This is a genomic window from Pseudomonas sp. V98_8, from assembly GCF_029967975.1.
Classification (GTDB): domain Bacteria; phylum Pseudomonadota; class Gammaproteobacteria; order Pseudomonadales; family Pseudomonadaceae; genus Aquipseudomonas; species Aquipseudomonas umsongensis.
In genome coordinates this window covers 1-24309 of sequence record NZ_JASCAE010000060.1, presented here as the reverse complement: position 1 = coordinate 24309, position 24309 = coordinate 1, and the positions used below count along the sequence as shown (strand labels likewise).

The following is a 24309-nucleotide window of genomic DNA, read 5'->3' as shown; positions in this document are numbered from 1 at the left end:
GCTCAACCACCTGAACCGGAGTGATGCAATGATCGACGCTGTAGCCCATGACGTTGAACTCGACGCCAGTGGCCTCAATTGCCCGCTGCCGTTGCTCAAGGCCAAGATGGAACTCAACCGGATGGCCAGTGGCGCGGTGCTCAAGGTCATTGCCACCGATGCAGGCTCGCAGCGTGATTTCCGCACCTTTGCCCGATTGGCAGGTCATACGCTGCTTCGTGAAGAAGATGAAGCGGGCATTTACCGTTACTGGTTGAAAAAAGCCTGAAACCTGCTGCCTTCGATCTTAAGGATTATTGATGTTCAAAGTGTTGCGCGACTGGATTCAGCGCTATTTCTCAGACGAAGAAGCCGTGGTTCTGGCGGTCCTGTTGTTCCTGGCATTTACCGCCGTGCTGACCCTGGGCGGCATGCTGGCGCCAGTGCTGGCCGGGATGGTGCTGGCTTACCTGATGCAGGGCCTGGTGGTGAGCCTGGAACGAGTGCGCGTACCGGGCGGGGTCGCGGTGGGGCTGGTCTTCGCCCTGTTCATGGGATTGCTGCTGGTGTTCATCTTGGTCGTGGTGCCGTTGCTCTGGCATCAACTGATCACGTTGTTCAACGAATTGCCCGGCATGCTCGCCAAGTGGCAAACCCTGTTGCTGCTGCTGCCGGAGCGCTATCCGCATCTGGTGTCCGACGAGCAGGTGCTGCGGGCCATTGAGGCGGCGCGGGGCGAGATCGGCAAGTTTGGCCAATGGGCGCTGACGTTTTCGCTGTCGAGCCTGCCGTTGCTGGTCAACATCATGATCTACCTGGTGCTGGTGCCGATCCTGGTGTTCTTCTTTCTCAAGGACCGGCAAATGATCGGCCAGTGGGTTCGCGGCTACCTGCCCCGTGAGCGCGCGCTGATCACCCGCGTCGGTCGTGAGATGAACCGGCAGATCGCCAACTACATTCGTGGCAAGGTCATCGAGATTTTCATTTGCGGCGGGGTGACCTACATCGCCTTTGTCGTCCTCGAACTCAACTACGCGGCCCTGCTGGCCTTGTTGGTGGGCATCTCGGTGGTGGTGCCCTACGTCGGGGCGGTGGTGGTGACCGTGCCGGTGTTCCTGATTGCGCTGTTCCAGTGGGGCTGGAGCGATCAGTTCATCTATTTGATGGCGGTGTACGGGATTATCCAGACGCTGGACGGCAACGTGCTGGTGCCACTGTTGTTCTCGGAAGCGGTGAACCTGCATCCGGTGGCGATCATCTGCGCGGTGTTGTTGTTTGGCGGGCTGTGGGGTTTCTGGGGCGTGTTCTTCGCGATCCCCCTGGCGACGCTGTTCAAGGCCGTGCTGGATGCGTGGCCGCGCAAGGAGCCGATCGTGGCGCCGTTGCTTTAACGATCATCCCCGATCATTTCGTGGGGCTGATGGCCTCTTCCCGAGCAGGCTCGGTCCCACAGTTGATCCGCTTAACTGTGGGAGCGAGCCTGCTCGCGAAAGCGTCAAGACAGGCATCGAAGAAATCAGGCCTTATTCAATGCCTGCGCCGCCGCGAGAACCGCATCCACATGCCCCGGCACTTTCACGCCACGCCATTCCTGGCGCAACACACCGTCCTTGTCGATCAGGAACGTGCTGCGATCCACGCCCATGTATTCCTTGCCATAGAGCTTTTTCAGCTTGATCACGTCAAACAGCTGGCAGAGCGCTTCTTCCTTGTCGCTGATCAGCTCGAAGGTGAAGGCCTGCTTGGCCTTGAAGTTCTCGTGGGACTTGAGGCTGTCGCGGGACACGCCGAACACCTCGGTGTTGGCGGCCTTGAAGGCGTCCAGCTGGTCGCGAAAGCCCTGGCCTTGGGTGGTGCAGCCCGGCGTGCTGTCCTTGGGGTAGAAGTAGATCACTACCTGCTTGCCCTTCAGATCCGCGAGACGCACGGTTTGCCCGCTGGTGGCGGGTGCTTCGAAATCGGCAACCGGTTGGTCGAGTGCAACGGCCATGATGTTTCCTTACATTGGGTTCTGTGGGCGCCACGGTTCGATCAGGGCATCGAGGTTCAGCGCGTCGGCAAAGTCCAGGAACTGGTCGCGCAACCAGCTGATTTGCACGCCGGCCGGCAAGGTCACGGTAAACGTGGCATTGAGCATGGTGCCGCCGGTCTGGGGTGCCTGGTAGGTGTCACAGGTCAGGTTTTCCAGTTCGACGTTGTGGTCCATGAAGAACTGGCACAGCTCGTTGATGATGTCCGAGCGGTAGGCAGAGCTGACATACGCCACGTAGGGCAGGGCCTGGGGACGGTTCTCCAGGGCAGCGCTGCGCACCACGTTGACGGTAAAGGCGTGCCGTTTTGCCAAGGTCGGCAGGCTGCCCTCCAGGCGAGCCAGGGCGTCCCAGGTGCCGGAGATCTCGAGGACCAGCGCACTGCACTCGCCGTGACGCGTCAGGCGGGAGGTGACCACGGCGCAGCGATTTTCATGGCTGGCGCGGCACAGGACGTTAGTCAGCTCCATGGGGTTGGCGCCGAGGGCACTGATGACAAGGAATTGTTCGCGAACTGTGGGGGTGGACATGCAGCATTCCTAAAGCGATGAGCGGTCGGTACTTCTATCGGCTGGTTTTGCCGGGAGCGAGCCTGCGCATGCGAATCATCAAAGCCCCGGGCACAAGGTCACAACGTGGCTCCAGAGTGGCGGGAGCGGGGGTGGCAACGCTGGATCGGGGGCTTGAGATGTCGAAAATGGAGGCGCGAACCCGAAATACGAGCTTAGCAGTATCGATCAAAGTCTGAAGGGTAGCGAAAAGCAGCGCCAAGGGGAATGGCGGCAGCGCAGTACTTCGCTTGTGCAAGCATCTTGGCGCCAGTACCATTACGGCTCTCTTTTTCCGGCAGGAGCGGTTGCATGATTGCGGGCAGTATGGTGGCACTGGTCACACCCATGGATGCACAAGGTCGTCTCGACTGGGACAGCTTGAGCAAACTGGTGGACTTTCACCTGCAAAACGGCACCCACGCCATCGTGGCGGTCGGCACCACAGGTGAATCGGCCACCCTTGATGTGAGCGAACACATCGAAGTGATCCGTCGCGTAGTCAAGCAGGTCAACGGTCGCATTCCGGTCATCGCCGGCACCGGCGCCAACTCGACCCGCGAGGCGATCGAGTTGACCACCAACGCAAAGACCGCGGGCGCCGATGCTTGCCTGCTGGTCACGCCTTACTACAACAAGCCGACCCAGGAAGGCCTGTACCAGCACTTCAAGGCGATCGCCGAAGCCGTCGACATCCCGCAGATCCTCTACAACGTGCCAGGCCGCACCGCCTGCGACATGCTGGCCGAGACCGTGATTCGCCTGTCGAGCGTCAAGAACATCATCGGTATCAAGGAAGCCACCGGCGACCTGCAGCGCGCCAAGGCCATCATCGATGGCGTCGACAGCAACTTCCTGGTGATCTCCGGTGACGATGCCACCGCGGTCGAGCTGATCCTGCTGGGCGGCAAGGGCAACATTTCGGTGACGGCCAACGTCGCACCGCGTGACATGGCCGACCTGTGCATCGCCGCGCTGAACGGCGAAGCCGAGAAGGCGCGCGCCATTCACCAGAAGCTGATGCCACTCAATAAAACCCTGTTTATCGAGTCCAATCCAATTCCCGTGAAATGGGCGCTGCATGAGATGGGCCTGATGCCGGACGGAATCCGTCTGCCGCTCACCTGGCTCAGCGCTGAATGTCACGAACCGCTGCGGCAGGCCATGCGCCAGTCCGGCGTCCTGGTTTAATTGAGGAAGTACAACGCATGAAGCGAATGGCCGGACTTTCCGCACTTGCCCTGATCATCTCCAGCACCAGTGGCTGTGGATGGGTCTGGGGCCCGGAAGGTTATTTCCGTGACCGTGGTAGCGATTACCTGGAAGCGCAACAGACTGCACCCATGCAATTGCCGCCGGATGTCACCACCGCCAAGCGTCTGGATCCGCTGCTGCCGATTCCGCGCAACGTCGCCGATGACACCGCCAAGGGCGAGTACATCGTGCCTCGTCCGCAGCCGTTGTCGGCCGCGGCCGACGCCAGTGCCTACTCCCTGCAAAAGAGCGGCGATACGCGCTCGATCCTGGCGCAGAACCCGCCGGCGGAAGCCTGGCCCGTGGCCGTACAGTTCTTCCAGGACAACGGTTTCCGCCTGGACGAACAGCGCCCGCAAACCGGTGAATTCACCACGACCTGGCAGCGTTCCGACGAGCTGTCCGCCGCCATGGCCAAGCGCCTGAGCGCGGCCGGTGTCGGCACCGACAGTGAAACCCGCGTGCGGGTGCGCATCGAGCCGGGCGTACAGCGCAATACCAGTGAAATCTACGTGGTCAGCGCCGAGCGTCCTGCCGGCAGCACTGCCGATGTCCCCTTCACCAACCGTTCGGTCAACACCGGCCTTGACGCGGCACTGGTCGACGACATGCTGGCAAGCATGAGCCGCATTTCCGAGAAGGGTGGTTCGGTCTCCATGCTGGCCTCTCGCGATTCCGACGCGCCAAGTCGCGTCAGCCTCAGCGAAGACGGCAGCGGCAACCCGGTGCTGAACGTCGGTACCGACCTGGATCGTGCCTGGTCGAGCGTCGGTCGTGCGCTGGAACAGGGCGAGTGGCGCGTTGAAGACATCAACCGCAGCCTGGGCCTGTACTACATCAACCTCGCTGAAAAAGCCGAGAAGAAGGACGACAAGCCCGGGTTCTTCAGCGGTCTGTTCGGCAGTGCGCCGAGCAAGGAAGAAGTCGAGTCCCGTGCCGAGCGCTACCAGGTTCGCCTGAGCAAGGTGGGCGACAGCGTCCAGGTCACCGTCGAGAAAAACATCAATACCGTGGCGCCGGCTGACGTGGCGCGCAAGGTGTTGAGCGTCATTCAGGACAACCTGGGCTGATCACATGCGTTTTGCCGTTCTCGGCAGCGGTAGCCAAGGGAATGGCACGCTGATAGCCAGCGCTGATACGTATGTGCTGGTGGATTGTGGTTTCTCCCTGCGGGAAACCGAAAAACGCTTGCTGCGCCTGGGTGTAGATCCTGCGCAGCTAAGCGCGATACTCGTGACCCACGAACATGCCGACCACGTGCATGGCGTGGGTTTGCTGTCTCGGCGTTACAATCTGCCTGTCTACCTCAGTCGCGGGACCCTGCGCGGGATGCGCAAACCGGTCGAGCCCGCGGGCTTGCTGGCCGGTGGCGAACAACTGCAGATCGGCGACTTGAGCATTGAGGTCATTGCCGTGGCCCACGATGCGCAGGAGCCGACGCAATACGTTTTCAGTGACGGTGAGCGGCGCTTCGGCCTGTTGACCGACCTGGGCTCGTATTGCGACAAGGTGCTATACGGCTATCGCGACCTCGATGCATTGATGATCGAGGCCAACCATTGCCGGGACATGCTGGCTCGCGGTCATTATCCGTACTTTCTCAAGCAGCGGGTGGGCGGTGAGCTGGGACATTTGAACAACCATCAGGCGGCATTCCTGGTGTCCGAGTTGGGCTGGAAAGACCTGCAACACCTGGTCCTGGCCCATCTGAGCAGCAAGAACAACCTGCCGCGGCTGGCCCGGCAATGTTTTGTCGACACCCTCGGGTGCGACCCGGACTGGCTGCAACTGGCCGATCAAGATTCAGGGCTCGACTGGCGACACATCGCCTAGCCCACCTACTTAGCAAGCGGAGCCCATCATGGAAAAACGTGAAGAACTGTACCGCGGCAAAGCCAAATCGGTTTACAAGACCGACGACGCCAACCGCTTGATCCTGCTGTTTCGCAACGACACTTCGGCGTTCGACGGCAAGCGCATCGAACAGCTCGACCGCAAAGGCATGGTGAACAACAAGTTCAATGCCTTCATCATGCAGAAACTCGAAGCCGCCGGCGTGCCGACTCAATTCGACAAGCTGCTGGGCGACAACGAATGCCTGGTGAAGAAGCTCGACATGATTCCGGTAGAGTGCGTCGTGCGTAACTACGCCGCCGGCAGCCTGGTCAAGCGCCTGGGTGTTGAAGAAGGCATGAAGCTCAACCCTTACACCTTCGAACTGTTCCTGAAGGACGACGCCAAGGGCGACCCGTTCATCAATGAATCCCACGTCGTGGCGTTCGGTTGGGGTACTGCCGAGCAACTGGCGCGCATGAAGGAGCTGTCGCTCAAGGTCAACGAAGTGCTGACCAAACTGTTTGACGACGCCGGCCTGCTGCTGGTCGACTTCAAGCTGGAATTCGGCGTGTTCCACGACGGCTCCATCGTCCTGGGCGACGAATTCAGCCCGGACGGCTGCCGCCTGTGGGACAAGGCCACCATGAAGAAGATGGACAAGGACCGCTTCCGCCAGGGCCTCGGTGACGTCATCGAAGCCTACGAAGAAGTCGCCAACCGTCTGGGCGTACCGCTTTAATCGACGCAAGCATCTGATAGCACAGAAAAAATTGCGAAAGAGGGTTTGCTTTCGGCAAAAGTGTTGTTATGATGCGCGCCGTTGGAGAGATGCCAGAGTGGCCGAATGGGACGGATTCGAAATCCGTTGTACCTTCACCGGTACCTAGGGTTCGAATCCCTATCTCTCCGCCATTACATGGAAAAAGCCCCGTAGCTGAAAAGTTACGGGGCTTTTTTGTTTGTGCGAACAACGGTCAGGGTTTTTAGCCACGCGGGGTACGCGGGGCCAATCAGTTACCCATGGTGACGTGGGTGATGATTTCGTTCTCGACCAGCAGGTTGATGCGTGCAGGGTTGTAGTCCTTGGTCATGATGAACCCAATACCCGTCGGGCGCACTGCCAGGCAGGTCTTGTTGGCGAGTTCTGCGCGAAGCTCCTCGGTGTATTGCCGACCGATGTATTGTTTGGCGGTTTCCAGGTGTTGATTCAAATCGGTAGTCATGTATTGCTTCCTTGCGATCATTGAAATGAGCGATGTGCTCCCGTCATCCGGACTGGATGACACGGGAAATTCTGGAGCAACTGCGCTGCTTTATCACCCGTTTGACTGTGTCGCGATGTTTGCCTTCGCCGTCCGCACTAAAGGGATTTAGAGCCCTGCGCGTGAGCCTGTTGGCACTGAGCGCCAATCGCTCATGACATTCGCTCAGTCGCGTAGACACCGCTTGTTACACCTCCCTAAACTGTCGATTGTTTTTGAGCGGGGTCAATGGATGAATCGCAACGAGCTACGCAAGGCCGACATCAACCTGATGGTGGTGTTTGAAGCGTTGATGCTGGAACGCAACGTTACCAAGGTGGCGAAGAAGTTGTTCCTCGGTCAGCCGACCATCAGTTCGGCGCTCAACCGCTTGCGTACCCTGTTCAACGATCCGTTGTTCATACGCGTCGGGCATCGCATGGAACCGACGGCGCGGGCTGAGGAGATCTTTCGGCATTTGTCGCCGGCGCTGGATTCGTTGTCGGTGGCGTTGAGCCTGACCCATGATTTCGACCCGAGCAGCAGCACCATGACTTTTCGCATCGGGATGTCCGACGATGTCGAGTACGGCCTGTTGCCGCCGTTGCTGCGGGCGTTGCGCCAGGAAGCGCCGAAGGTGGTATTCGTGGTGCAGAATGTCGATTACTGGCGCATTCCCGACTTGCTGGCGTCTGGTGATATAACGGTCGGCGTCAGCCAGACCCGCGGCCTTCCAGCCAACGCCAAGCGCAAGTTGTTGCGGCACATCCAGCCCAGCGTGTTACGAGCCGATGCCAGCGATACACCGCTGACGGTCGATGAGTACTGCTCGCGCCCTCATGTGCTGGTGTCCCATATTGCCAACGTCAGTGGTTTCGCTGACGAGTGGTTGTCTGCGATCGGTCGCTCGCGCCAGGTGGTGCTCTCGGTGCCGCAGTACAGTTCATTGCCGGCCCTGCTCGCCGGTACCGATCTGCTGGCCAGCCTGCCGGATTACACGGCAGAGGCCATGGCGGCGTCCGGTCAGTTGTTCAAGGAGCCGTTTCCGTTCAAGACGCCGACCCTGGAATTGTCCATGGTCTGGCTCAGCCACGTCGACAGCGACCCTGCCGAGCGCTGGTTGCGCTCACGACTTGAAGCCTTCATGGGCGAGCGCAATCTGTTGTCGCTGCCCCAGTGAACAGGTGGCGCTGTGCTATATGTAAGAATTTGCCCCAACCCATAGGAGTGATGTCATGCCTCACCTGCACCTGGAATACACCGCCAACCTGCCTGACCTGAACGCCGATGTTGCGTTGATGCGCCTGAACAATACGTTGGTGGGGTCCGGTCAGTTCGGTGCCGAAGTCGACATCAAGAGTCGAGCGGTGAAGCTCGAGACGTTCAGGGTCGGCACGGCATTGGCCGAGCGGGCGTTCGTGCATGTGAAGCTCGCGATACTGAGCGGTCGCTCGGAGCAGATCAAGAAACAGTTGTCGGAAAGCCTGCTGGCGGTGGTCAGGGATCTGTGTGAATGGCCGGCAGAGGTGGAACTGCAGCTGTGCGTGGAGATTCTCGATATCGATCGGGAATCATATTCGAAGACATCTGTGGGTCATTGAGCCGTATCGCGTCATTGTTCAGGTTGACCAGGCGTCTCTAAACCATAGGCGGGTTACGACTCATGGCCGGTATTCGGAAAGTTGCTCAGCTGGGCTGCTCATCGCAAGCTGGAACCTATGCCAAGGGGCGCCCGAGCTATCCAGGCGAGCTGGTTAGTTGGCTTAGAGAAGCGCTTGAGATTCATCCGGGAGCGACGGTTGTTGATTTAGGCGCCGGCACCGGTAAATTCACTCAGTAGTCATTGAGCGTGGCCGGGCGCGCCGGTGCTTTTACGCTTGCGCGCAGGCCGCGATCACTTGCTCACGTAACCAGGCGTTGGCGCTGTCCTGATCGGTGCCTTGGCGCCACTGCATGTCGAGGGTGAATCCGGGCAGGCCATCGGGCGCTTCACAGCGTTCGAAGGCGCTCTCATCGGCCAGCAATTGCTGGATGCGTCGGGGCAGGGTGAGGAGGAAGTCGGTGCCGCTGATCATCTTCAGGGCTGCGCCGTAGCTGTTGGCCCGCGCGACGATCTGGCGTTGCAGGGCTTGCTGGGCCAACCAGCCGTCAACCATGTTGCTGGTGGATGTCCAGGGTGTCGGAAACACATGCCGGCGCTCGATGAAGGTTTGCAGGCCCAGGCGTGGTTGCGACGGGGCCGCACGACGGTCGAAGACGCAGACGAAGTCATCTTGCAGCAACGTGTGCACATTGAAGTCAGCGTGCCTTCGATGGAAGTCCGGACCGAAACCGATTGCCAGATCGAGGCTACCATCGCGCAGTGCCTGGGCCGGTATGTCGGTTTCGAGCTTGTGGACATTGACCGTCACTGCATGCTCGAAGCGCGCGAAGCGTTTCAACAGGTGGGGTAGAACCAGTTGCTCGAAGTATTCCGGTGCACAGAGATTGAAAACCGTCGGCTGCAGGGACGGATCGAACGCTGACGCACTGGCATGGCACAGGTTGATGCTGTCGAGGATCTTCAGCACGTGGGGGTACATGCTGTCGGCCTTATAGGTGGGACGCATCCCGGTGCGGGTATTGATGAACAATTCGTCTTCAAACCCGGCGCGCAGTTTTTTCAGGCAGTAACTCACGGTGGACTGGCTGACGCACAGCGCCTCGGAAACGCCGGAGACGCTGTTTTGCTCATACACGGCGACGAATACCATCAAATCCTGCATGTCGAGCTTTCGTAGCACGTTACTGTTCAGCATCCTTTCCGGCTCATGCGCAAACTTGTGCGAACGATCCTAAAGCAATGAGGGCAGCAGGAGAATCTTTCACAGGCATGCGAAGCGCGCTGCGAGTCAGTGCATGTGCCTGGGGTAATGCCGTGGATCGAAGCGCAACGCCATCAGGATCATCAGTGCCATGGCCCCGGTGAGTGACCACCAGGCCCATTCGAAAGTGCCGAACTGATCGCGGATCATCCCGGCAACCAGCGGCGAGAGGCCGGCGATCAGATAGCCGATGCCTTGCACGAACGCCGTGAGCCCCCCGCGCGTCGGGGATCGTCCAGATGATCCAGCGAGACAATCAGGCTCATGGGGAACAGTCCGCCTATTCCCAGCCCCAGCAGGCATGGCCACAGAAGGCCGAGATGTTCGGGGCTCAGGATCAACCCGCAAAAGCCAGCCATGATCAGCGCCAATAGCACCACCAGCACCAGGCGTCGATCACGGCTACGGTTGGCGATGGCCGGAGTCAGCAGGCCGGACAACACCTCCATGGCGGTCAGGAAGCCCAACAGCAACCCGGCGTTTTCTTCACTCCAGCCTTTTTCTACGTAATACGGGGCCAGCCACGCCAGTACGCAGGTGTAGGACGCCGTGCCCAGCCCGAAAAAAGCCGCAAGCAACCAGGCACGTGGATGGCTGAAGAACGAGCGGTTGCTCGAGGAAGCCGGCATCGGCGCCCCCGCTCGCTGGCTGCACCAGAACAGCAGTGCAATCACGGCCAGCACCGCCCAAATCGCCAGGCCGATGCGCCAACTGCCTGTACGGACCATCACCAGTGGGGCGAAGGCGGCCGCAATGGCGGCGCCGCCCATGATCGACGTGACGTAGAGCCCCATGCACAGGGCCACGTTGTCGCTGAATCGGGATTTGATCAGCGTCGGCATCAGTGCCTGGATCAGGGCGATGCCGATGCCGGCGAGCACGGCGCTAAGGATCAGTTCCAACGCAGTATCGAGGAACAATCGCGCAGCAGTGGCCAGGCCGATGACCAGCAGCGACAGTACGACCGTGCGGCGTTCACCGAGGCGTTGGCTGACCGCCAGTCCAAAGAACATCGCCAGCCCCATGGTCATGACCGGCAGCAGGGTCAGCAGCGACGCGAGACTGAAACTCAGCGGGATATCGCCGCGAATCGCCGACAGTAAAGGCCCGACGGCGGCCATAGAGGGGCGCAGGTTGAGGGCGACCAAAATGATGCTGAACATTATCCACAGCGCGGGACGGGAGGTTTCGCGAATGTTTTCCATAATCGGACCTTGATGAATCAGGAGCCGATTAGGCGCGAGTGGTTGGCAAGCGGCAAATCAGAAAGTCTTGCGCACTATCGGGAAATTAAATACGGCTGACATCAGCATGACTTGCAGCCTTCAGATGCTTAGAGCCCCGAGCTTGCTGAACAAGACCTGAACGATTCTCAAATAAGTCGAAAGTTTCATCGTGCATCCGGTCGGCAACCAATCGTTGGCTTCTTTTTCACGAAAAATTGATGGTCGGATGCCTAAAGTTGGTGTCGCCGCGATAAATGAAATTTTCACATTTGTCGCAGGCACTTCTTTTCAGGAACAGTCGATCACCATGTTGAAGATTAAAGCCGTGCGCCCGGAGTGGGTGACACTGATTGCCAGCGCCTTTTTATTGACTGCCTTCAATTTTGTATTGTGGCAGCACCTTTTCGAAATCACCACCGCGGACGGTAAAGGCATCGTCATGCGCGTGGCGTTCGGTGCGATGATCCTCGCGGCTTTCAACATTATCCTGACTCTGCTGGCGTTCCGGCCGGTGCTCAAGCCCGTGCTGACCCTGTTGTTCATGATCAGCGCGGGCGTGGCGTATTTCATGGGGCAATACGGCGTCCTGATCGACGTAGGCATGTTGCGCAACTTCGCTCAAACCAACGCCACGGAAGTGCGTGACTTACTGTCTTTAAAGTTGCTGGCTTATATTGTTTTCCTCGGTGTACTGCCGTCCTGGTTGTTGTGGAAAACGCCGGTTAGTTATCGACGCTGGCATCGCGAGTTATTAAGCAAGACACTCGTGACTGTTGCCTCGGCGGCGGTCATTGGTGGTGTCGCGCTGATTAATTATCAAGGGCTTTCTTCACTGTTTCGCAATCACCATGAACTTCGCCTGATGGTGGTGCCCAGCAACTACATTGGTGCGTTCTCCGGTTACTTGCGCGAGCAGGTCGCGTCAGCGCGCCAGCCCTTCGTCAAAATCGGTGAAGACGCGCAGCGCAATCCTGCCGTGCAAAACCATGATCGCAAGTCCCTGACGGTTCTGGTGGTCGGTGAGAGTGCCCGCGCCGAGAACTTCGGCATCCTCGGCTATAACCGCGACACCACGCCGAAACTGGATAAGGAAGCCGGGCTGATCGCGTTTACCGACGTGAAATCCTGCGGTACTGAAACGGCGGTGTCGGTGCCTTGCATGTTCTCCAATATGGGGCGCAAGGATTACAACGCGAGCAAGGCCAAGAACGAAGAAGGCCTGCTGGATGTACTCAAGCGGGCGGGCCTCGATGTGATCTGGCGTGACAACCAGTCTGGCTGCAAAGGCACCTGCGATCGCGTCACCCTCGACGACGTCAGCAATCTCAAAGACCCGGTGCTGTGCGCCAACAGTGAATGCCGCGATGAAATCCTGCTGCAAGGTTTGCAACATTTCATCGATACCCTGGATAAAGACACGGTACTGGTATTGCACCAGATGGGCAGTCACGGTCCGGAGTATTACAAACGCTATCCGAAGGAATTCGAGCGCTTTACCCCGGTCTGTCAAAGTAATGCACTGAACAATTGCAGCCGCGAAAGCATCATCAATGGCTATGACAATACGCTGGTGTATACCGACCATGTGCTGTCGACACTGATCGATCTGTTGCGCAGCAACCAGGACAAAGTTGATACCGCGATGCTGTATCTGTCGGACCACGGCGAATCCCTGGGCGAATACAACTTGTTCCTCCATGGCACGCCTTACATGCTGGCACCGGAACAACAGAAACATGTGGCGATGCTGGCCTGGTTCTCCGACAGCTATCAGAAGTCGTTCTCGGTGGACACCCATTGCCTGCAAATGAGCCGTGAAAAGCCCTTGAGCCAGGACAACCTGTTCCATTCGATGCTGGGGCTGCTGGAGGTCAACAGCAAGGTTTATAACCAGGACCTGGATATGTTTTCCGGGTGCCGCAGGGCGGCGATCGATGGCGTACTGGCCAAAGATTGAGTGCTGCGATCCCTATTTCATACGACGGCCTGCGGCCTGCACTTCTACGCTCGAGAGCCCATGCACATGCCTGCTCAGTCACCTTCCGCCATCGAGCTCGAGTTCGCCCGGCATTATGACCAGGAGCACGCCCGCGTCTGCCTGCAGCCGCGAGCGCAAGGCCTGGGCGTGCGCCTGGCGTTCTGGCGTGACGAGCAAATGGTGCGCCGGGCGCTCAAGGTCGCCGGCGAACCGGGCCTGATTCTCGATGTGGCTTGCGGTGTGGGGCGCTACTGGTCAGTGCTGGGTGAGCATGCGAATCGAGTGATTCTCGCGACGGATCAGTCCCAGGCTATTCTCGAGCACGCCCGTACCCACCATCCGCAGAGCCTCATGAAGCGAGTCCGGACCTTTCAAAGCTCCGCCTTCAACATTGGCTTGCCGGAAAATGCCGTTGACAGCATTTTTTGCATGCAGCTGTTTCAGCACATTGCCTGTCCCGAACTTCGTTTGGCGATGTTGGGCGAATTTTACCGGGTCAGCCGCGATACGGTGATTGTGACGGCGCGTGTCGCAGGCCGTTTCAAGGGGTTGCGCACCGACGGACAGGGGGCTGCAGCAGGGCCACTGGTCAGTAAGACCGAGCTCGAGACGCAATTCAAGCGGGCAGGTTTGCGCGTGCTCAGCCATCAGGATTTTCTGCCCGGCCTCGCAACGAGGCGGATTTACGTACTGGGTAAGGTCGGTTAGGCCAGGTTTGTCAGGCTATTCTTGCAGTCAGGCAGGCATTTTCGCTAAAGCTCTTGTTCAGTGGATGCGCGGAAATCGTCGGGGGCGATATATACTGCGCGCCATTCTTCAAGGGAGAGCCGTGTGGCCATCGATATTCACTGGATTCGCGACAACGATAGCCTCGGTCGGTTTTGCACCGAGTGGCAGCAGCTGCCGTTCGTTGCCCTCGACACCGAATTCATGCGGGTCGACACCTTCTACCCGATCGCAGGCCTGCTGCAGGTCGGCGATGGCGAACGTGCCTACCTGATCGATCCGCTGACCATCGATAACTGGCAGCCGCTGGCCGCCTTGCTGGAAAATCCAGCGGTGGTCAAGGTTGTCCATGCGTGTAGCGAAGACCTCGAAGTCCTGCTGCGCCTGACCGGCAGCCTGCCGGCACCGCTGTTCGATACGCAGTTGGCCGCCGCTTACCTGAACCTGGGTTTTTCCATGGGTTATTCGCGGCTGGTGCAGGAGGTATTGGGGATCGACCTGCCCAAGGGCGAAACCCGTTCCGACTGGCTGCAACGCCCGCTTTCCGAGACCCAGATCAGCTACGCCGCCGAAGATGCCGTGCACCTGGCGGAAGTTTTCGTGAAATTGCGCCCGCAACTCTCCGACGACAAATACGCCTGGGTCCTGGAGGACGGTGCGGAGCTGGTGGCTAACCTGCGTCGCGAAATCGATCCGTTCGAGGTCTATCGCGACGCCAAGCTGGCCTGGAAATTGTCCCGCGCGCAGCTTGCTGTGTTGCGTGAGCTCTGCGCCTGGCGCGAGCAGGAGGCGCGTGCCCGTGACCTGCCGCGCAACCGCATCATCCGTGAGCATTCGCTGTGGCCGCTGGCGCGCACGCAACCGGACAACCTCGGCGCATTGGCGAAAATCGAAGACATGCACCCGCGTACCGTGCGTCAGGACGGCGAATTTTTGCTTGATCTGATCAAGCGCTCTGCCAGTGTGTCGCCCGAGCAATGGCCGCCCGCCGTGCCTGAGCCGTTGCCGGTGGACGCCGCCGCGCTGCTCAAGCGACTCAAAGCCATCGGCCAGGCCGAAGCCGAGCGCTTGAACATCGCGCCTGAGCTGATGTTGCGCAAGAAAACCCTGGAAGCCTTGCTCAAGAGCGGCTTCCCCAATGGTCCCTATCAATTGCCTGATTCGCTGCGTGGCTGGCGCCGCGAGTTAATGGGCCAGGCGCTGCTCGACAGCCTGGCCACCCCCGGAGAACAGCCTTGAAACGTATTTGCTCCATCTACCGCAGTTCGAAAAGAAACGAGATGTACCTCTATGTGCTCAAGAGCGATGCTCTGGAGCGTGTGCCAGAGCCCCTGATGGCTGCCTTCGGCAAAGCTATCCACGCGTTTGACCTGGTATTGAGCCCTGAGCGCAAACTGTCGCGCGAGGACATCACCGTCGTGCTGGAAAACCTCGAAAAGCAGGGCTATCACCTGCAAATGCCGCCAGCGGAAGACGAATACATCGAGCACTTGCCGGAAGAATTGCTGCGACGCAACGACCCCATGTGATCGACACTGGAATGATTTTGGCAAGGGCCGCATGGACGGAGCAGGACTCTGTCGGCGGCCGTCTGCACTGTTTTTCGAAAGGTTTGAAGCATGCGCGTCCTGATTGCTGAACACGATCACCCGGTCTACGCCCGATTGTTGCAAGAGGCTGTGCCAGAGGTGGAAGTACTGACCAGCGGCGATTCCGCTGAACTGGCGCGTCTGGCTGCCGATTGCCCGGTCTGGCTCGGCCAGCCCGACTTGCTGGCGACCCTGTTGCGCCAGGGGCATCAGCCTCAATGGTTGCAATCGACCTGGGCCGGCATCACGCCGCTGCTGGCCGATGGCTTGCCTCGGCACTATCGCCTGACTCGCGCGGTGGGGATTTTTGGTCAGGTCATGGCCGAATACGTGCTCACCTACATGCTCGGCCACGAACGTGAAGTGCTGGCACGGTTGGTCAGCCAGGTCGAGCGCAAATGGGACAGCCGTCACGGCCAAAGCCTGGCGGGGCGCAAGGTGTTGATCGTCGGTACCGGTGATATCGGGCAGACCGTGGCGCAATTTCTCGTACCCTTTGGTGTGCAGCTGTATGGCATCGCCAGCGAAGCCCGTGAGCAGGCACCCTTTATCGAAGTCGGTTTGCTGGCGGACCTGCCTCGGTTGGTCGGTGAAGTGGATTATGTGATCAATCTGCTGCCAAATACCCCGAACACCCACGATATCTACGATGCAGCGCTGTTCAAGCAGTTCAAGCCCAGCGGCTTGTTCATCAACGTCGGGCGCGGTGTAGCGGTGGTGGACGCGGATCTGGTCGAGGCCTTGAAAGAAGGGCACCTGGTGGGCGCCGTGATTGACGTCTGTCGCCAGGAGCCGCTGCCGCAACGCCATCCGTTCTGGACGGCCTTCGGCCTGCTACTGACGGGCCATAGTTCGGCACCGACTTCGCCATCGCTGATGGTGAATCTGTTCGTCGAAAACCTGCGGGCGTATCAGGCGGGTGAGGCGTTGCGCGGGGAAGTGGATTTCAATCGCGGGTACTGAAGACACCTCAATCAAAATGTGGGAGCGGGCTTGCTCGCGAATGCGGTGTGTCAGTCGACTTCAACTTGATTGACACACCGCATTCGCTAGCAAGCCCGCTCCCACATTGTTTTGCGGTGTGGCTTAGAGGGTGAAATCGCCTTCAGCGGCGAGTTCGTTCAACGGCCGCCGCGGGCTTGGCTCTTCGCGTGCTTGCAGGTACTGCGCCAGTGTCGCTTTATCCCCCAGCTTCCCGACTGCCACGGCGGCATGCAGGGCATAGCCTTCAGGAATGTTCAGCGCCTTGCGGGTCAATTCCTGATCGAAACCAGCCATGCCGTGGGTATGCCAGCCACTGATGCTGGCTTGCAGCGCCAGGTGGCCCCAGGCGGAACCGGTGTCGAACGTGTGCCACAGCGCCGGTGTTTCTTCGGTGGCGCCAGGCGCGGTGAAGGTGGTTTTCGAGATCACGATCACCAACGCCGAGGCGTGTTGCGCCCAGCTGCGGTTGAATTCGTTCAGCAAGCCCAGGTAACGCTCCCAGTTCGGCGTATCCCGACGCGCATAGAGAAACCGCCAAGGCTGCGAGTTGTACGCCGACGGTGCCCAGCGCGCAGCTTCGAAGAAGCTCAGCAGGGTTTCCTCAGGAATGGTTTCGCCCGTGAAGGCGCGGGGCGACCAGCGATCGGTAAACTGCGGATGGATGGCGTAATCGGCAATGCGTGGATTTGCACTCATCAAGAGATTCCTTGCTACGTTTGAAAGTGGGAGCGACGCAAAACCCTACTTGGCGGCGCAATAACTGACAAGCCTGTTGTACCGACAGTCGCCAATGCTTGGCCCGCAGGGCTGCGGGCACTAGACTGGCGGCCTTTTCACCACCTGATGTCGATGCTCGAACCATGGCCGCCAAAGTAGAACCGTTCTGGATACGCAAAACCCTCGATCAACTCGATCAGCAGGAATGGGAATCGCTGTGCGATGGCTGTGGCCTGTGCTGCCTGCAAAAGCTCGAAGATGAAGATGACAACAGCGTCTATTACACGCGTATCGCCTGCAAACTGCTGGATTTGAAAACCTGCCAGTGTAGCGATTACCCCAACCGTCGCGCCTCGGTGCCAGACTGCATCCAGCTCACACCGGGTAAGGCCGACGAGTTCAAATGGCTGCCACCGACCTGCGGCTATCGCCTGGTCAGTGAGGGCAAGGATCTGCCGTTGTGGCATCACCTGGTGTGCGGTGATCGCGACGCGGTGCACCACGAACGTATATCCCAGTCCGGGCGCATGCTTGCCGAAGGCAGCGTGGCTGAAGAGGATTGGGAAGACCATCTGATCTTCCGCGCAGGTTAAGGTTTTACAAAGGAGTGTGTATGGCTGTGGGATGGCGGCGGGCGCTGGCCGTTGGGTTATTGACCCTGAGCGCTCCCGTGTGGGCGGCGACGAAGAAGGTCGATCTGGATTACCACGTGCGCCTGTTGCCGCAAAGCGACCAGGCTGAAGTGCGGCTCACCCTGGCCCAGGGCTCGGCGGTACGCAGCCTGGATTTCAACCTCGGCGACGGCAGCCATTACAGCGATTTCAAGGCTGATGGCCAATGGCAGCAGACACCGGGCAAACTCACCCGTGGCGTATGGCTCCCGGCGGGGGACAAGGCCAGCCTGACTTACCGGGTTCGTATCAGCCATGGCCGCAAGAGTGGCAGCTTCGACACGCGCATGACCCCGGCCTGGGCGCTGATGCGCGGTGACGATCTGGTGCCACCCGCCAAAATCGATCAGCAGGACGGTATCGAATTGGTGTCACGCCTGGAATTCGAGCTGCCCAATGGCTGGCAAAGCGTCGAGACCGCCTGGCCGCGCATCGGCAAGAACAAGTTTCGCATCGATAATGTTTCCCGGTTGTTCGACCGGCCCACGGGCTGGATGCTGGCGGGTCACCTCGGTAGCCGACGTACCCGATTGGGTGAAACCGAAGTCACCGTCACCTCACCGCGAGGCCAGGGCATGCGGCGCATGGACGTGCTGACGCTGCTGACGTTTGTCTGGCCCCAAGTGCAAGCCGTGTTTCCTCGTCACCCGACCAAGTTGTTGATTGTCGGCGCCAACGACCCGATGTGGCGTGGCAGTCTCTCGGCGCATGAGTCAATTTACCTGAATGCCCGCCTGCCGCTGGTCAGTGAAAGCGGTACGAGTGCGTTGGTACGCGAGTTGGCCCAAGTGTTCGGGCGGATCAATGATCAGCAGCGCAGCGATTGGATCAGCGAAGGGTTTGCCGAGTACTACGCCATCGAACTGGTGCGCCGGGCCGGCGGTATGAGTGATGAGCGGTACGAGGGCCTGCACAGGAAGCTGGTCAAGGACAGCCAGAAAGTCACCAGTCTGCGCGGCGAGCAGATCAATGCTGCGCAGTTGGCCAAAGCGGTGCTGTTGCTGCAGGAACTGGACCGCGAGATTCGCCTGAAGACCCGAAACAAGCGCTCGCTCGATGATGTGATGCGCGGGGCGATGCATCTGGGGAGCGTGGATACCAAGGAATTCGTGCAGCTTAGTGAGAGCGTGATTGGAGAGTCTTCCAAAGTCCTTGATACAGGGTTGCTTCAATAAAGATCAAAAAATCGCAGCCTGCGGCAGCTCCTACATTGGGGGGCGTACACCCTGTAGGAGCTGCCGCAGGCTGCGATCTTTTGCTTTAAGGTTTCGGCGACTTCAAAGAATCATTGCCGGTCACGGTGGCGGTTTTGGTCGCCGCTTCGGCATTGGCCTTCAGCGTCCTCAACTCTTCCCCTGCACGCTCGATCTTCGCCCGCACGTTATTCATGTCCTGACGGCTTTTTTCCAGCAGGCTTTTTGCCGAGCTGTGACCGGTGATGCCACGGGCCAGGGCCACACCGCCGATGGCCACCTGGATCAAGCCGAGCAGGCCGCCACGACGCAAGCCCTTGCCGACCATTACTACGCCGCCAGCCAGTGAGCCGATGCGTTCCCAGCCCTGTACATTCTGCTCGGAAGAGGTCTGGAACGGGGTGGATTCGATGCGCTCTACGCGTTTGAGTTCGCTCATGATCTGACTCCAGGCTTGAGTAATGGATAGATAAGCTGACTGCTTCGACTGGCCACTTGTTCCATCGAATGTATGGCGATTCAGCGGAATTTCGGCCCGGAACGGGTGTTGAGGCCCTTGGCCATGCGGTCGTAGAGCACGACATTGACCGTGGCGGCGAGGTTCATGCAGCCGGTGGTCGGGATATAGACCACGTCTTCGCACCAGTCACGGATCTCTTTGTCCAGCGAGCCGTCTTCCGGGCCGAAGATATACAACGCGCGGTCTGGATGGGTGTACTCCGGCAACGGGCGGGCACCTTCGACAAGTTCCACGGCAACGGGTACGCAGTTGAGGGGCAGGATTTTCTTCAGGTCGTCGATGCCGATCAGGGGGATATCGTAATGAACGCGCTTGGTGTCGGTGACGAAGTCGGCGGCGCGCTCATAGCGCTTGCCGGTGTAGAACACCGACGCCACGCCATAACAGCCTGCGGCGCGCATCACCGAACCGACGTTCTCCGGTGACTTGGGGTTATATAAACCAATGCAGCTGTACCGTTTGTCTGCCACGAGCGGGGTGCCTTTGGGAAAAAAGCACGATTATACGGGGATTGGGTGGCAGCGGTCAGTTTGGAGATTGAGCAATCGCCTTCGCGAGCAGGCTCGCTCCCACAGGGGATTTTCGCTGCAACAGAGATCCAGTGTGGGAGCGAGCCTGCTCGCGAAGGGGCCGGCTCGGGCGCTGAATATCTTCAGTCTTCTTTCTTCATCAACCCCGCCAACGCCGCAAACGGGTTATGCGTTGCCTTGGCGATTTTTGGCGTGCTCAGCGAGCCCTCACCGAAATATTGCTGGTCGGTATAACGCGAGTGTTCGTTGTCGTGGCAGTACAGGCACAACAATTCCCAGTTCGAACCGTCCTGGGGGTTGTTGTCGTGGTTGTGGTCGCGATGGTGAACGGTCAGTTCGCTCAGGCGCTTGCCGGAGAATTCACGGGCGCAGCGGCCGCACACGTGCGGGTACATCTTCAGGGCCTTGTCGCGGTAGCCCATTTCCTTGTCGCGCTGGTTGTCGGCGAGGATGCGGTCCAGCTTCGAGGTGTTGGTCGGGGTGGACGAACTCATGGGTTCACCTTTGTTGAATGACTAATGACGGTATAAACGCAGTTTAGCTCAGCCCTTGAGCTTCTCGGCAATCCAGATGGTGTGGCGGGTGCCCTTGTTGCCGTGGGCGAAGACCTGCACTTCCTCGGCCTTGAAACCGGCTTTTTTCAGTTTGTCGGAAAACTGTCGGTCTGCGCTGGCCGACCAGACCGCCAGCACGCCCCTGGGTCGCAAGGCCTTGGCGCAGGCGCTCAGGCCCCCGGCGGAGTAAAGCCAGCTGTTGGCCCTCTGGGTCAGGCCTTCGGGGCCGTTGTCGACGTCGAGCATGATCGCGTCAAAACCCTGCGGCTCTGCCTGCAGGACTTTGGCCACGTCTTCCAGGCGGATCACCGTGCGCGGGTCTTGTAGCGGGTTTCCGGCTTTTTCGCCCAGCGGTCCGCGGTTCCACTCCACCACACCTGGCACCAGCTCGGCGACCACCACTTGAGCGGACTTGCCCAGGTGCTTGAGCGCCGAGGCGAGGGTGAAACCCATGCCCAGGCCCCCGATCAAAACCCGTGAGTCGGGTCTTCCCGCGACCTTGCGGCAGGGGATTTCGGCCAGGGCATCCTCGGAACCGTGCATGCGCGTATTCATCAATTGTCCACCGTCGCCGCCCTGGATCTTGATGACGAAATCTTCGCCGTACTCGAACAGGCACAGGGCACCGCCGTTCTCGGGAATAGGGGCGGTATCGAGCAGAACAAAACGTTTCATGGGGCTCACTTGAGGAAAAATGGCGGCACAGGGAAGGCAAACGGACGCAGTTGGGAGTAGCCTGCAAGTGACCACAAGGCCAACGGAGCCATTGATGAAGCGCACCATTCTAACGGCCATTGCCCTGGCCGCGCTCTCGATAACTGCAGTGCAGGGCCAGCAGCTACAGACTACGCCGATCAGTCCCGCGCCAATGCCTGGCTCGCCGGGCACGGCAACGCCCACACCGTATCCGCAGATCAGCCCGGCGCCGCTGCCAAAAGTGGGGCCGGGCAGTAGCGGCCCACCGTTGGTGCCGATCGAGATGCCAAGCCCACCGACCAAGGACCAGCCGGTGCCGGGGATCGAGCCGAACCCACCGAAGGTCAAGTCGCCCGGCGGTTAAACCTGCTGCGAGAGCAACTGTCCATCGACCATGCGCAAGCGCCGGGACAGTGAGACGGCGAGGGCACGGATGATCTTGGCCGCGACTTTCGGCGCGTCATTGAGCATCTTTTCCAGCGAATCCTTGCCCAGGTTGAGCAACTGGCAGTGAGTCGCGGCCACGCAACTGGCCGAGCGCCGTTCGCCGTCGAGTACGGCCATTTCACCGAACGAGCGACCGCTGCGCAGCGTCGCAATGGTCACCTGCTGGCCATCGCTGGCGGTTTTCTGCACCGCCACCTGGCCGGTATGGATGATGCACATGAAGCTGCCGGCATCGCCCTCGTGGAAAATTTCCTCGCCCTGGGCAATGGTGCTGAGGTTGAAATAGCCCGAGGCTGCGGCGAATTCCGCCGGTAGCAATTGGTTGAACAGGCCGCAGTCCATCAGCCAGTTGCGAATTTCGTTGTTCAGTAAAGTGGGTTCTGACATGTCGTGCGGTCTTTATTGTTGTCTGGTTCTGTCACCACGAATTCCTGTAGGAGCTGCCACAGGCTGCGATCTTTTGATCTTAAAAAAACAAAGTCAAAAGATCGCAGCCTGCGGCAGCTCCTACAGGGGGATCGGAATTGTATCGGCCCGAGGCGCCTGCAATTAAGACCGGAGCACCGCGCCAAGTTCCTCAGGCAACACCCAGCACCTTGAACAAAAATGCGTATTCGAGCGCTACGTCACGCAATCCCTGGTATCGACCGCTCATCCCGCCATGCCCGGCGCCCAGTTCGGTCTTGAGCAGCAGCGGATTGCTGTCGGTCTTGGTAGTGCGCAATTTCGCCACCCATTTGGCCGCTTCCCAGTACTGCACGCGGCTGTCGTTGTAGCCGGCGATCACCAGCATCGGTGGATAGGCTTGCGCGGTGACGTTTTCGTAAGGCGCGTAGGCCTTGATCCGCTCATAAACGTCAGGCTCTTGAGGGTTGCCCCACTCGTCGTATTCAGTGACGGTCAATGGCAGCTCCGGGTCGAGCATGGTGTTGAGCACATCGACGAACGGCACTTCGGCAATCGCCGCGCCAAACAGCGTTGGGCGCTGGTTGAGCACTGCCCCGATCAGCAAGCCGCCGGCACTGCCGCCGCTGATCGCCAGCTGTGGCGCGGTGGTCAGGCCATTGGCGATCAGGTGTTCGGCGCAGGCGATGAAGTCGCTGAAGGTGTTCTGCTTGTGCTCCTGCTTGCCGGCGCGATACCAGGCTTCACCCAGTTCACCGCCGCCGCGCACATGAGCGATGGCAAACGCCATGCCGCGATCGAGCAAACTCAGGCGGGCGTGGGAGAACCACGGGTCGAGGCTTTCGCCATAGGCGCCGTAGCCGTACAGGTAGAGCGGAACCGGCTTGCCGAGTGCTTCGCGCTTGACCACCAGGCTGATCGGCACTTGCGTGCCATCGGGCGCCGTGGCCCACAGGCGCTGGCTGACATAGGCGTCGGCGTCGAAGGGGCCAAGCACCGGAGTTTGCTTGAGCACTTTCTGCTCGCCGCTGACCAGTTCCAGCTGGCGGATTTGCGCAGGACGGTTCAACGCTTCGTAACGCAGGCGAATTCGCTCGCTGACGAATTCCAGGCTGTTCTGCACGTGCAGGCTATAGGCCGCGTCTGGCAATTGAACCCGATAGCTCGGCAGGCCCTGCGGGTGAACTTCGATCACCGGCAAGCCGCCGACCCGCAGGCTCAGGGTCATGGCGCCGGCATTCAGGCTCATGCCATCGATCATTACCGTGTCGCTGTGGGGAATCAGGTTCTGCCAGTCGGCCTCGGCTGGAGCCACGCCGTTATCGACGGCGGTGTACAGGGCAAAGTTGATGCCGTCGCGGTTGCTGCGGATGAACCAGGTCCATTGGCCATCGAGCGCGCCATGGTCAACGTCGTACTCGTGGTTTTCCACCCGTGGCGCTACGCAGGTAAAGGGCAGTTGCGGGAGGTTGGCGTCGAGCACCCAGACCTCGCTGGTGGTCTTGCTGCCCACCGACAGCAGCAACTGCTGTTCGGAGCTCGAACGGTAGCAGTGCATGAAGAAGCGGCCGTCCGTTTCATGGAACACTTCTTCGGCTGCCGTGCCATCCAGGCGATAGCGCAACAGCTTGTGCGGGCGATGGGTGTCGTCCAGCTCGCCAAAAAACAGGGTCAGGCTGTCGTTGGCCCAGGTCATGCTGCCGTCGCAGTCCTGGAACTCCAGTTCACTGACGCGACCGTCGGACAACTCCTTGACGAACAGCGTGTAGATTTCGTCGCCCGTGGAATCGATGCTGTAGGCCAGGCGCTGGTGATCGGGGCTGATGCTGAACGCACCGAGGGAAAAGAAGCCGCCTTTGGCCAGCTCGTTAGGGTCCAGCAGCAGTTGTTCCTGGCTTTCGTCGAGGACCAGGCTGTCGTCGGCCGGGCGCGGGCAGCGGTAGTGACGGGCGTATTCGTCACCCGCCGTGGTGCGCGTGTAGTACAGGTAGGGGCCCCATGGCGAGGGCAGGGACAGGTCGGTTTCGAGAATCCGGTTCTTGATCTCCTCGAACAGGGTTTCGCGCAACCCGGCCTGATCAGCGGTTTGCGCCTCCTGATAACGGTTTTCGGCCTGCAGGTAGTCGAGCACCGCAGCGCTGTCGCGCTCCTGCAGCCAGGCATACGGGTCGGATCCTTCGGCCTTGCGGGCAATCGGGGCATCGGAAACGTTGGCGGGTAGGGGCATGAGGGGCTCTCGAACAATGTACTGAATAGGGACTGGCAACCTGTAGGAGCTGCCGCAGGCTGCGATCTTTTGATCTTGATTTTTTAAGATCAAA

At 59.7% G+C, this 24309-nt stretch carries 27 protein-coding genes, 1 tRNA gene and 1 pseudogene; 17 read left to right on the top strand and 12 right to left on the bottom strand.

The window, feature by feature from the left end; all coding sequences use genetic code 11:
• The first annotated feature begins 28 nt into the window (after window positions 1-28).
• Together QLG10_RS20505 and QLG10_RS20500 are read left to right on the top strand one after the other, a co-directional pair.
• Window positions 29-268 carry a sulfurtransferase TusA family protein gene (locus QLG10_RS20505; protein ID WP_020797803.1) on the top strand — a complete coding sequence of 80 codons (240 nt, stop codon included), beginning with the start codon at window positions 29-31 and terminating at the stop codon, window positions 266-268.
• A gap of 31 nt (window positions 269-299) precedes the next feature.
• Window positions 300-1370, top strand: a complete 1071-nt coding sequence (locus tag QLG10_RS20500; RefSeq protein ID WP_188264213.1) for an AI-2E family transporter — start codon at window positions 300-302, stop codon at window positions 1368-1370.
• A 125-nt stretch (window positions 1371-1495) separates the two neighbouring features.
• On the opposite strand, the gene QLG10_RS20495 is transcribed toward QLG10_RS20500, so the two are convergent.
• Both QLG10_RS20495 and QLG10_RS20490 read right to left on the bottom strand, forming a co-directional pair.
• A complete protein-coding gene (locus tag QLG10_RS20495) occupies window positions 1496-1969 on the bottom strand; it encodes a peroxiredoxin (RefSeq protein ID WP_008055978.1) in 474 nt (157 codons plus the stop codon).
• A 9-nt stretch (window positions 1970-1978) separates the two neighbouring features.
• The gene (locus QLG10_RS20490; protein ID WP_020797805.1) at window positions 1979-2539 is read right to left on the bottom strand and encodes a glycine cleavage system protein R; all 561 of its coding nucleotides are present in this window, start codon (window positions 2537-2539) and stop codon (window positions 1979-1981) included.
• Window positions 2540-2869: 330 nt separating this feature from the next.
• Here QLG10_RS20490 and dapA point away from each other — a divergent pair, with 330 nt between their 5' ends.
• The 5 genes from dapA (at window position 2870) to QLG10_RS20465 (ending at window position 6559) form a co-directional block, all read left to right on the top strand.
• The gene (gene dapA, locus QLG10_RS20485; RefSeq protein ID WP_110752523.1) at window positions 2870-3748 is read left to right on the top strand and encodes a 4-hydroxy-tetrahydrodipicolinate synthase; all 879 of its coding nucleotides are present in this window, start codon (window positions 2870-2872) and stop codon (window positions 3746-3748) included.
• Between the two features lie 17 nt (window positions 3749-3765).
• Window positions 3766-4881 (top strand): outer membrane protein assembly factor BamC, encoded by a 1116-nt coding sequence (bamC, locus tag QLG10_RS20480; protein ID WP_110752525.1) that lies wholly within the window; start codon window positions 3766-3768, stop codon window positions 4879-4881.
• A gap of 4 nt (window positions 4882-4885) precedes the next feature.
• Window positions 4886-5644 carry an MBL fold metallo-hydrolase gene (locus tag QLG10_RS20475; protein WP_020797808.1) on the top strand — a complete coding sequence of 253 codons (759 nt, stop codon included), beginning with the start codon at window positions 4886-4888 and terminating at the stop codon, window positions 5642-5644.
• A 28-nt stretch (window positions 5645-5672) separates the two neighbouring features.
• A complete protein-coding gene (gene purC, locus QLG10_RS20470; RefSeq protein WP_020797809.1) occupies window positions 5673-6386 on the top strand; it encodes a phosphoribosylaminoimidazolesuccinocarboxamide synthase in 714 nt (237 codons plus the stop codon).
• Window positions 6387-6469: 83 nt separating this feature from the next.
• Window positions 6470-6559: transfer RNA gene (locus tag QLG10_RS20465), tRNA-Ser, on the top strand.
• 98 nt (window positions 6560-6657) lie between these two features.
• Here QLG10_RS20465 and QLG10_RS20460 read toward each other — a convergent pair.
• A complete protein-coding gene (locus QLG10_RS20460; RefSeq protein WP_110752527.1) occupies window positions 6658-6870 on the bottom strand; it encodes a hypothetical protein in 213 nt (70 codons plus the stop codon).
• 271 nt (window positions 6871-7141) lie between these two features.
• On the opposite strand from QLG10_RS20460, the gene QLG10_RS20455 reads away from it, so the two are divergent.
• Complete coding sequence (locus QLG10_RS20455; RefSeq protein ID WP_110752529.1) at window positions 7142-8068, top strand: LysR substrate-binding domain-containing protein; 927 nt, start codon at window positions 7142-7144, stop codon at window positions 8066-8068.
• A 55-nt stretch (window positions 8069-8123) separates the two neighbouring features.
• Window positions 8124-8489 carry a 5-carboxymethyl-2-hydroxymuconate Delta-isomerase gene (locus QLG10_RS20450; RefSeq protein ID WP_110752531.1) on the top strand — a complete coding sequence of 122 codons (366 nt, stop codon included), beginning with the start codon at window positions 8124-8126 and terminating at the stop codon, window positions 8487-8489.
• A 270-nt stretch (window positions 8490-8759) separates the two neighbouring features.
• On the opposite strand, the gene QLG10_RS20445 is transcribed toward QLG10_RS20450, so the two are convergent.
• Together QLG10_RS20445 and QLG10_RS20440 are read right to left on the bottom strand one after the other, a co-directional pair.
• The gene (locus QLG10_RS20445) at window positions 8760-9686 is read right to left on the bottom strand and encodes a LysR family transcriptional regulator (RefSeq protein ID WP_282487928.1); all 927 of its coding nucleotides are present in this window, start codon (window positions 9684-9686) and stop codon (window positions 8760-8762) included.
• A gap of 93 nt (window positions 9687-9779) precedes the next feature.
• Window positions 9780-10957: pseudogene (locus tag QLG10_RS20440) on the bottom strand (cyanate transporter).
• A gap of 328 nt (window positions 10958-11285) precedes the next feature.
• On the opposite strand from QLG10_RS20440, the gene QLG10_RS20435 reads away from it, so the two are divergent.
• The 5 genes from QLG10_RS20435 to QLG10_RS20415 all read left to right on the top strand — a co-directional run bounded on the left by QLG10_RS20435 (window position 11286) and on the right by QLG10_RS20415 (window position 16234).
• Window positions 11286-12935 carry a phosphoethanolamine--lipid A transferase gene (locus tag QLG10_RS20435; RefSeq protein WP_110752533.1) on the top strand — a complete coding sequence of 550 codons (1650 nt, stop codon included), beginning with the start codon at window positions 11286-11288 and terminating at the stop codon, window positions 12933-12935.
• 66 nt (window positions 12936-13001) lie between these two features.
• A complete protein-coding gene (locus QLG10_RS20430) occupies window positions 13002-13664 on the top strand; it encodes a class I SAM-dependent methyltransferase (RefSeq protein WP_110752703.1) in 663 nt (220 codons plus the stop codon).
• Window positions 13665-13787: 123 nt separating this feature from the next.
• Complete coding sequence (rnd, locus tag QLG10_RS20425; RefSeq protein ID WP_020797819.1) at window positions 13788-14921, top strand: ribonuclease D; 1134 nt, start codon at window positions 13788-13790, stop codon at window positions 14919-14921.
• Complete coding sequence (locus tag QLG10_RS20420; protein ID WP_033041871.1) at window positions 14918-15211, top strand: YcgL domain-containing protein; 294 nt, start codon at window positions 14918-14920, stop codon at window positions 15209-15211. Before rnd ends, QLG10_RS20420 begins: the two co-directional genes overlap by 4 nt.
• A gap of 90 nt (window positions 15212-15301) precedes the next feature.
• The gene (locus tag QLG10_RS20415; protein ID WP_282487927.1) at window positions 15302-16234 is read left to right on the top strand and encodes a D-2-hydroxyacid dehydrogenase; all 933 of its coding nucleotides are present in this window, start codon (window positions 15302-15304) and stop codon (window positions 16232-16234) included.
• Window positions 16235-16357: 123 nt separating this feature from the next.
• Here QLG10_RS20415 and QLG10_RS20410 read toward each other — a convergent pair whose 3' ends face one another.
• Entirely contained in the window at window positions 16358-16951 is a 594-nt protein-coding gene (locus QLG10_RS20410) for a nitroreductase family protein (RefSeq protein ID WP_282487926.1), read from the bottom strand.
• Between the two features lie 164 nt (window positions 16952-17115).
• Here QLG10_RS20410 and QLG10_RS20405 point away from each other — a divergent pair, with 164 nt between their 5' ends.
• Both QLG10_RS20405 and QLG10_RS20400 read left to right on the top strand, forming a co-directional pair.
• On the top strand, window positions 17116-17565 hold the full coding sequence (locus QLG10_RS20405) for a YcgN family cysteine cluster protein (RefSeq protein ID WP_020797823.1): 450 nt from the start codon (window positions 17116-17118) through the stop codon (window positions 17563-17565).
• A 20-nt stretch (window positions 17566-17585) separates the two neighbouring features.
• The gene (locus QLG10_RS20400; protein WP_188264208.1) at window positions 17586-18818 is read left to right on the top strand and encodes a hypothetical protein; all 1233 of its coding nucleotides are present in this window, start codon (window positions 17586-17588) and stop codon (window positions 18816-18818) included.
• 85 nt (window positions 18819-18903) lie between these two features.
• Here the strand turns inward: QLG10_RS20400 and QLG10_RS20395 are convergent, their stop codons facing one another.
• From QLG10_RS20395 to QLG10_RS20380, 4 genes are all read right to left on the bottom strand, one after another.
• Window positions 18904-19275 (bottom strand): DUF2892 domain-containing protein, encoded by a 372-nt coding sequence (locus QLG10_RS20395; protein WP_020797825.1) that lies wholly within the window; start codon window positions 19273-19275, stop codon window positions 18904-18906.
• An 80-nt stretch (window positions 19276-19355) separates the two neighbouring features.
• Window positions 19356-19826, bottom strand: a complete 471-nt coding sequence (locus QLG10_RS20390) for an RNA methyltransferase (RefSeq protein WP_007911337.1) — start codon at window positions 19824-19826, stop codon at window positions 19356-19358.
• A gap of 182 nt (window positions 19827-20008) precedes the next feature.
• Window positions 20009-20380 (bottom strand): YajD family HNH nuclease, encoded by a 372-nt coding sequence (locus QLG10_RS20385; RefSeq protein WP_007944009.1) that lies wholly within the window; start codon window positions 20378-20380, stop codon window positions 20009-20011.
• Window positions 20381-20428: 48 nt separating this feature from the next.
• Window positions 20429-21115: a hypothetical protein gene (locus QLG10_RS20380; RefSeq protein WP_188264207.1), complete on the bottom strand. Its 687-nt coding sequence runs from the start codon at window positions 21113-21115 to the stop codon at window positions 20429-20431.
• Window positions 21116-21209: 94 nt separating this feature from the next.
• Here QLG10_RS20380 and QLG10_RS20375 point away from each other — a divergent pair, with 94 nt between their 5' ends.
• The gene (locus QLG10_RS20375; RefSeq protein ID WP_110752542.1) at window positions 21210-21500 is read left to right on the top strand and encodes a hypothetical protein; all 291 of its coding nucleotides are present in this window, start codon (window positions 21210-21212) and stop codon (window positions 21498-21500) included.
• Here the strand turns inward: QLG10_RS20375 and QLG10_RS20370 are convergent.
• Complete coding sequence (locus QLG10_RS20370; protein WP_110752544.1) at window positions 21497-21970, bottom strand: cyclic nucleotide-binding domain-containing protein; 474 nt, start codon at window positions 21968-21970, stop codon at window positions 21497-21499. The two genes, QLG10_RS20375 and QLG10_RS20370, sit on opposite strands and share 4 nt — an antisense overlap.
• A 190-nt stretch (window positions 21971-22160) precedes the next feature.
• A complete protein-coding gene (locus QLG10_RS20365) occupies window positions 22161-24215 on the bottom strand; it encodes a S9 family peptidase (protein WP_282487925.1) in 2055 nt (684 codons plus the stop codon).
• Window positions 24216-24309: the final 94 nt, after the last annotated feature.